The sequence below is a fragment of the Ferroglobus sp. genome, from assembly GCF_015521575.1.
GTDB lineage: Archaea > Halobacteriota > Archaeoglobi > Archaeoglobales > Archaeoglobaceae > Ferroglobus.
In genome coordinates this window covers 1-4,252 of sequence record NZ_WANY01000050.1, presented here as the reverse complement: position 1 = coordinate 4,252, position 4,252 = coordinate 1, and the positions used below count along the sequence as shown (strand labels likewise).

The 4,252-nt window shown below is 44.4% G+C and carries 5 protein-coding genes; 3 read left to right on the top strand and 2 right to left on the bottom strand.

Features of this window, described 5'->3' with window-relative positions:
- Positions 1 to 150: 150 nt before the first annotated feature.
- Positions 151 to 756: a helix-turn-helix domain-containing protein gene (locus tag F7C14_RS02015; RefSeq protein WP_290899451.1), complete on the top strand. Its 606-nt coding sequence runs from the start codon at positions 151 to 153 to the stop codon at positions 754 to 756.
- On the opposite strand, the gene F7C14_RS02010 is transcribed toward F7C14_RS02015, so the two are convergent.
- Positions 753 to 1,646, bottom strand: coding sequence for a dihydroorotate dehydrogenase (locus F7C14_RS02010; protein ID WP_290899448.1), 894 nt, complete (start codon positions 1,644 to 1,646; stop codon positions 753 to 755). The genes F7C14_RS02015 and F7C14_RS02010 overlap by 4 nt on opposite strands.
- A gap of 27 nt (positions 1,647 to 1,673) precedes the next feature.
- Entirely contained in the window at positions 1,674 to 2,690 is a 1,017-nt protein-coding gene (locus F7C14_RS02005; protein ID WP_290899445.1) for an LLM class flavin-dependent oxidoreductase, read from the bottom strand.
- A gap of 38 nt (positions 2,691 to 2,728) precedes the next feature.
- Here F7C14_RS02005 and F7C14_RS02000 point away from each other — a divergent pair, with 38 nt between their 5' ends.
- The gene (locus F7C14_RS02000) at positions 2,729 to 3,892 is read left to right on the top strand and encodes an ABC transporter substrate-binding protein (protein ID WP_290899442.1); all 1,164 of its coding nucleotides are present in this window, start codon (positions 2,729 to 2,731) and stop codon (positions 3,890 to 3,892) included.
- The coding region (locus F7C14_RS01995; RefSeq protein WP_290899439.1) for a hypothetical protein at positions 3,883 to 4,252 on the top strand (370 nt) is incomplete at its 3' end. The genes F7C14_RS02000 and F7C14_RS01995, both read left to right, overlap by 10 nt.

Sequence of the window (4,252 nt, the reverse complement as noted above, 5' to 3'; positions counted from 1 at the left end):
TGTATAAGAGACAGGTGTTTACGCTCCTTCAGCTGTTTGGAGGAATTTGTTCTTTTTGGCAAAGTCCCGGAATAGGAAATGTTACGGAGGTTTGCGAGGAGTTTTGAATATTCGAACAATTTTTAAAACCATTTAAAAAAGCTATCTTAGATGATCGAAGTTCAGATAAAAACTCCCGCTCCTCCGGATTGCCAGCTTTCGATAGTTAGGAGAGTCTTAGATGAGGCTGTCGTGAAGGTTGAAAAAATGAGCACGTTCAACGAAGAGCTTAGAAGTCTCATTGACCTGAAAGCGAGAAACATCGAAAAAATTCTGAGTGAATTGCCAGCTACGTGCGTCTTCTCTCCAGTTGCTAAAGATGAAGTGAAGATACTCTTCAAAGGTCACACGTGTCATGTAGCTTTGACTATACTCAAATCGGGTTGTTTGATATCTTCAGCCGTCCTCGAAAAAGATAACGTTACGTGGAACATAATTTGCGACGAAGACAGCTTTATTAAGCTTTCGAGGGAATTGGAAAAGGAAGGAGTCGAGTTCGAGATAATTTACAAGGGCAGATTTGGGGAGAAGGATAAAGTAACGCTCAGAGAGGAAGAAATTCTAAAAATAGCCTTGGAAAAAGGTTACTTCGATTTCCCAAAGAAGATAAAGCTTGAAGAACTTGCCTCGCAATTGAATATAGCACCTTCAACTTTATCTGAAATTTTGAGGAGGGGACAGAAGAAGGTCCTTGAAAGGTACTTTTCTGGAAGTTAGCCGTGGGCAGCACCTATTAACTCCTCCAATTTGCAGTTTACCATCCTTGCGTAAGCTATCAGACTTTCTTTTAAGCTGTAAATCGCCCTCAGGGAATAGTACATTACGCTCCCCACTTCCACGGCAGAAGCTCCAGCCAACATGAACTCGATAATGTCCCTCCAAGTTGTGGCTCCACCCGATCCTATAATTGGAATTTCAAGCTCCTCGTAAAGATCCCAGACGCATTTTATCGCTATCGGTTTTATGGCAGACCCGCTCACACCTCCGCTGATGTTACTTAGAATAGCCTTCTTCGTGAAGATGTCTATTCTCATACCTTTTACCGTGTTTATCGCCACGATTCCGTCTGCTCCTCCCTCTTCAACGGCTTTTCCCACCTCAACAACATCTACGTTTGCCGAAATTTTGGCGAAAACTGGCTTATTCGTGGCTTTCTTAGCATTTTTTACGATTTCTTTCACAAGATCCGGGTCTGAGCCAACAGTCAATCCGTACTTCTCAGAGTGAGGACAGCTGAGGTTCAGCTCAAAAGCTGAAGCGAAGGGGAAATGGGAGATAACCTCAACGAAATCCTCAGGAGATGAGCCGAAAACGCTTACTATTAGCGGAGCGCTTCCTTTGTAAGCTTTCAGTTCCTCTGCGAACTTAACAGCTCCCGGAGATGATAAGCCGATGGCGTTAATTATGCCGTGGGAATAGTTCACCACGACGGGATTTTTGTAACCCTCCACTTCTTCTACACCAACACTTTTCGAAATTACCGCTCCGGCGTGCTCTGAAATTCTGTTGAGGGAAGAAGCGTAACTTCCGAGAATGCCACTTGCGAGGATTATGGGATTTCTCATTTTCAATCCAGCCACTTCCACCTCAAGCAGGGATTCCTCCATTAGTTTCGAGCTATCGTTCAGAGTATTTTAATCTTCTCTTAGAAGTGGTAGAACTCTCTCCGCTATAAGTCTAACACACTCCAAGTAGTAATTGTGCCTGACAAGGGGGGTTAGGACGAAGTGCTCCACTCCGGCTTTTATGAACTTCTCCATTCTCTCAGCAACATCCTCCGGAGAGCCGTAGAAGTACCTTCTCTCCACAAGTTCGAAAGGAATTTGTTTAGCAACATTCAAAAGCTTCTCGACGTTCTCTTTGGTGAACGTGAAGTGCAAAATATTCGGTGGGAGCTCTTTTTCATCTATTCCCACTTCCTTTAAGAACTCGCCTCTGAATGGTGATAGCAAGGCTATAAACTTTCCCGGGACTTCTATCATCTCCCTCGCCTCATCGTAGCTTTTCGCCACGACCGTGTAAGCGAAAAGTCCAGCTTCGACTTTCCTATGCTTTCTCACGATCTTTTTTAGGTTTTCCTCGTACTTTCTCTCTCCCATCGTAGCGGTCGGAATCCAGCCATCGGCATATTTTGCCGTGATCTCCATAGTTTTTTGAGAGTTTCCAGCTATCCATATCTTCACTTTTTCCGAAGGAGGGACGAAAGCTCCATTCATTTTGAAAAATTTTCCTTCGTAGCTTACGACCTTCCCGCTGAGGAGCTCTCTTATAATCCTGACTCCTTCCTCAAGTTTTGAAACCATAAACTTCGTTTCTATTCCAAAGGGTAGGAGGTTCATCCCCTCCCCAGCTCCAAGTCCGAGAATGAACTCCCTACCACTCATCGACGCTATTGTCGAAGCTGCCTGTGCCACAACAGCCGGATTTCTTCTCAAAACATCGCTCACACAAACTCCGAGCGTTGCTTTCGTTTTGCCGGCAAAATATCCAAGAATACTAAATGCCTCGTAAGCGTAGAAATTCTTTAACCCAATTCCAACAAGGTGATCGGGGGTGAATATGCTGTTAAAGCCGAGTTTATCTGCATAAACCCCAGCTTTAATAACAAGCTCTATGGGGTAGTGGGGAAGCTGAATTCCCACTCTAAACATCGGAAGCGTTAAATACACAGCACTATTTATTACTTTCTATGAGAGCCAAGGCTTTAACGCTGATAATGCTTATTACTCTCGCCACGATTCTTCCCGGTTGTGCAGAAAGGAAAGAGACGCTAAAAATTGGCGTATTAATCCCAGAGACCGGTAAATTTGCAACCGCCGGAAAAGCCATGAAAAACGCTGCATTGCTCGCTAAAGAGCACGCTGAGAAGTTCAAGCTTTCTAAGTATGAGATAGAGCTGATTTTTGCAGACACGAAATCTTCTCCTGAAGGGGCTGATTCAGCCTTCAGACAGCTTGTTGAGAAAGGTGTAGTGGCTGTTGTTGGAGCTTATTCGAGTCCTGAAGCGATAGCAGCAGCGAAAGTGGCTGGAGAAACAAAGACTGTTTATATAGCGAGCGTAGCGTCCACTGAACAGCTTGAAAAGATGGTTGAGGAGGGTAACAAGTACGTCTTCAGAAACGCATACAATACGAGCTACTGGGGAGAACTTGCCTCTGAATTTTTGAAAATATCTGGGGCTGAAGGTTTCTACTTCGTCGGCTTCGATCCCCTTAAGATATTCAACTTAGGGATGCTGAAGAAGATTAACGCAAGCGGAGTTGAGGGCAAAGGCGTGAGCTTTTACAAGTCTCCAGCTGTAGATCCGAAGGATGTTGTGGAAAAAGCCAGAGAAGCTGCCAAGGTCGTTGGGGAAAAAGATGTTCTCATCCTCGGAGATCCGGGAACACTTTCTGTCACGTTCGTGAAGGAGTACAGAAACAGCGGGGGGAAAGGGATAATCTACTCCGTCGGAGGAGTACTTGCGCTACCACAAACACTAAAGCAGCTCGATCAGAATTACATCGCTTTCCAAGCTGCCGCTTTGGAAAACACTAAAAAGACCGAACTTACAGCAGCGTACTTCTCCGGATATAGGGAGAAGTTCGGCGAAGAGGCAAACAACTACGCCGCTTTACTCACCTACGACGCTATTCTGATCATTGCCCAAGCTTACGAAAAGAACAAGGATCTCGTTAAGAATCTTGAAGAAGGAGAGTTCAAAGGAGCAGCTGGGATTTACAAGTTCGACGACAAACACCAAGCTATATGGGGTAGCGAAAAGCTTAAGGGAATCATAGGGGAGTACGTTAACGGAAAGATAGAGGTTGTGTACCCAGAAGAGTTCAAAACGTCAGAGGTTGTATGGCCTTAACTTTCTTCGAAAACTTTTTCATCTTCTCGGTATTCGCTTCCCTAATTTCTTTTAATTTCAGAATCGGAAAATTTCTGAATCTCTCTCTATACTCTGCCTTTTCGGTAGGCGCATACCTCGTCTACTTTTTCGGAGAGTTGTCGGTTGTTTTAGCTTTTCTTTTAAGCTTTCTAATAGCCTATCCGCTTTTTTTGATCAAAGAGAGAATTTGCAGAGGTGTCATGGATGCTACGATAGTCAGCCTTGGCTACGGGATTGCGATAGAAGAAATTTTGAGAATAGGTGTGCAAAAGGGATACTATTACGTCGTTAGCGAAGGAGTTAGAGCTCTTCCAGAGGTTTTTATCGCCTCCTATTTAC

What these genes read in the sequence shown, in the direction of transcription:
- F7C14_RS02000 (WP_290899442.1), top strand. Translation starts at nt 2,729, where the DNA reads ATGAGAGCCAAGGCTTTAACGCTGATAATGCTTATTACTCTCGCCACG.
- F7C14_RS02010 (WP_290899448.1), bottom strand. Translation starts at nt 1,646, where the DNA reads ATGGAGGAATCCCTGCTTGAGGTGGAAGTGGCTGGATTGAAAATGAGA.
- F7C14_RS02005 (WP_290899445.1), bottom strand. Translation starts at nt 2,690, where the DNA reads ATGTTTAGAGTGGGAATTCAGCTTCCCCACTACCCCATAGAGCTTGTT.
- F7C14_RS02015 (WP_290899451.1), top strand. Translation starts at nt 151, where the DNA reads ATGATCGAAGTTCAGATAAAAACTCCCGCTCCTCCGGATTGCCAGCTT.